The 2,872-nt window shown below is 48.1% G+C and carries 1 protein-coding gene; it reads left to right on the top strand.

Translation table 11 applies throughout. From position 1 onward, the window contains the following. On the top strand, positions 1 to 2,872 hold a 2,872-nt coding region (locus IQ236_RS27440; protein WP_193872389.1), incomplete at both ends, for a beta strand repeat-containing protein.

Genomic DNA, 2,872 nt, shown 5'->3' with positions numbered 1-2,872 from the left:
GCCCAGTTGACACCACCAACGAAGATACACAAGTCGAACTCACCTTTGCCGACCTCGCCGCCCAAGGAAATGAAGCGGACAGTGATGGCACGGTGGATGCCTTTGTCGTTAAAGCCGTTAGTAGCGGTACGTTAAAAATTGGGAGCAGTGCCGCCAGTGCCACAGCTTGGGTTGCAGGGAGTAATGATAGGATAGATGTCACGAAAAAAGCCTATTGGACACCCAATGCCAACGTTAACGGTACGGTCAATGCGGTTCAAGTCATTGCTAAAGATAACGACGGTTTGGAGTCAGCTACCCCAATAACCGTAAAAGTCGCCGTAACTGCTGTTAACGATGCTCCCACGGCTGCCGACAAAACCCTTACCGTTGACATAGACGGGAGCCATAATAGCTTTACGGTGGCAGACTTCGGGTTCAGTGATGTGGACACCACAGACACCCTCGCTTCGATAAAAATCACCCAACTGCCCACAGCCGGGACATTAAAACTCAGCAATAGTAATGTTAGTCTCAACCAAGTTATCACTGCTGTTGATATTCCTAACCTCAGATTTAATCCGGTTGCTGGTGCCAACGGTTTAGGTTATGCCAACTTCAAGTTCAAGGTTAATGACGGCAAAACGGACAGCTTGGCAGCTAATAAAATCACGATTGATGTGATTGCCATTAACGATGTACCCACCGCAGCCGACAAAACCTTAACCATTAATGAAGAGGGTAGCCATAGCTTTACGGTGGCGGACTTCGGGTTCAGTGATCTCGACACCACAGACACCCTAAAATCAATTAAAATTACCCAACTGGCCACAGCCGGAACATTAAAACTCAGCAATAGTAATGTTAGTCTCAACCAAGTTATCACTGCTGTTGATATTCCTAACCTCAGATTTACTCCGGTTCCTGGTGCTAACGGTTTAGGTTATGCCAACTTCAAGTTCAAGGTTAATGACGGCACTATTGATAGTGTGGTAGCTAATACGATTACAATTGATGTTACTGCTGTTAACGATGCACCCCTATTAGCCAACTTCACCTACAACGGCCTCACCACTATTAATGAAGATGACAGCAACTCCAGTGGGGATATCGTCGGGAATATGATTCCAGCAACGATCATTCAAGAAAACACCAACGTCTCCCTCACCGGTGTTTACGCAGGTTCCGTCACCACGGCCGACTTCGACAAAGATGGGGACACCGATATCCTGCTCACGGGCTTCGATGGTTCTAAGAACCCCATCAGCCAAATCTATACCAACAACGGCAGTGGCGGTTTTAGCCAAAACACCAACGTCTCCCTCACCGGTGTTGTCAAGGGTTCCGTCACCACCGCCGACTTTGACAATGATGGGGACACCGATATCCTGCTCACGGGCTTAGATGGTTCTAGCTTGATCAGCAAAATCTATAACAACAACGGCAGTGGCGGTTTTAGCCAAAACACCAACGTCTCCCTCACCGGTGTTGCCGCTAGTTCCGTCACCACAGCCGACTTCGACAAAGATGGGGACACCGATATCCTGCTCACGGGCTTCGATGGTTCTAGCATCATCAGCCAAATCTATAACAACAACGGCAGTGGCGGTTTTAGCCAAAACACCAACGTCTCCCTCCCCGGTGTTTACTATGGTTCCGTCACCACCGCCGACTTTGACAATGATGGCAACACCGATATCCTGCTCACGGGTGTCGATGGTTCTAGCATCATCAGCAAAATCTATACCAACCCCATTCCCATATCCGATGTAGACACCACCACTATCCTCAAAGCCATCGCTATCACTGCCACCGACAATAACGGCACTTGGCAATATTCCACCAACAACGGCACAACCTGGACAAACTTCCCCACCGTCAGCAATAGTAACGCCCTATTATTAGATGCGGGGAATAAAGTTCGCTTCCAACCCAATGCCAACTATAACGGCACTATTCCCAACGCCCTCACCTTCCGCGCCTGGGATAAGTCCACAGGTACAGCCGGAAGTACAGCCGACACCACCACTAACGGCGGGACAACGGCGTTTAGCGTCAACACTGCCTCCGCCTCCATCACGGTAATGGCTGTTAACGATGCACCTACCGCCACTGACAAAACCGTAACTTTTAACGAAGACAGTAGCTACACCTTTGCGGCTGCGGACTTCGGTTTTAGTGATGTAGACACCGGAAACACCCTCGCTTCGATAAAAATCACCCAACTGCCCACAGTCGGGACATTAGAACTCAACGGTGCTGCTGTTACAGCTGACCAAGTGATCATTGCTGCCAATATCCCCAACCTAAAATTTACCTCGGTTGCTGATGCCAACGGTAGCGGTTATGCCAACTTCAAGTTCACCGTTAATGACGGCACTATTGACAGCTTGGCAGCTAATACGATTACAATTGATGTCACTGCCGTTAATGATGCTCCCACAGCCACGGACAAAACCCTCACCGTTGATATAGACGGGAGCCATAATAGCTTTATGGCGACGGACTTCGGGTTCAGTGATGTGGACACTACAGACACCCTCGCTTCGATAAAAATCATCCAACTGCCCACAGTCGGGACATTACAACTCAACAATAGTAATGTTAGTCTCAACCAAGTTATCACTGCTGTTGATATTCCCAACCTCAGATTTAATCCGGTTGCTGGTGCTAACGGTTTAGGTTATGCCAACTTCAAGTTTACTGTTAATGACGGCACTATTGACAGTGTGGCAGCTAATACAATCACAATTGATGTACTTGCCGTTAACGACTTACCAACAGGTAATGTTAGTATTACAGGGACAGCAACACAAAACCAAACCTTAACCGCAACTAATACCGTAGGGGATATTGATGGTTTAGGAACATTAAATTATCAATGGCAAGAGTC

The sequence above is a fragment of the Planktothrix mougeotii LEGE 06226 genome, from assembly GCF_015207485.1.
Taxonomy (GTDB): Bacteria; Cyanobacteriota; Cyanobacteriia; order Cyanobacteriales; family Microcoleaceae; genus Planktothrix.
This window is presented reverse-complemented; position numbering and strand designations above follow the sequence as displayed.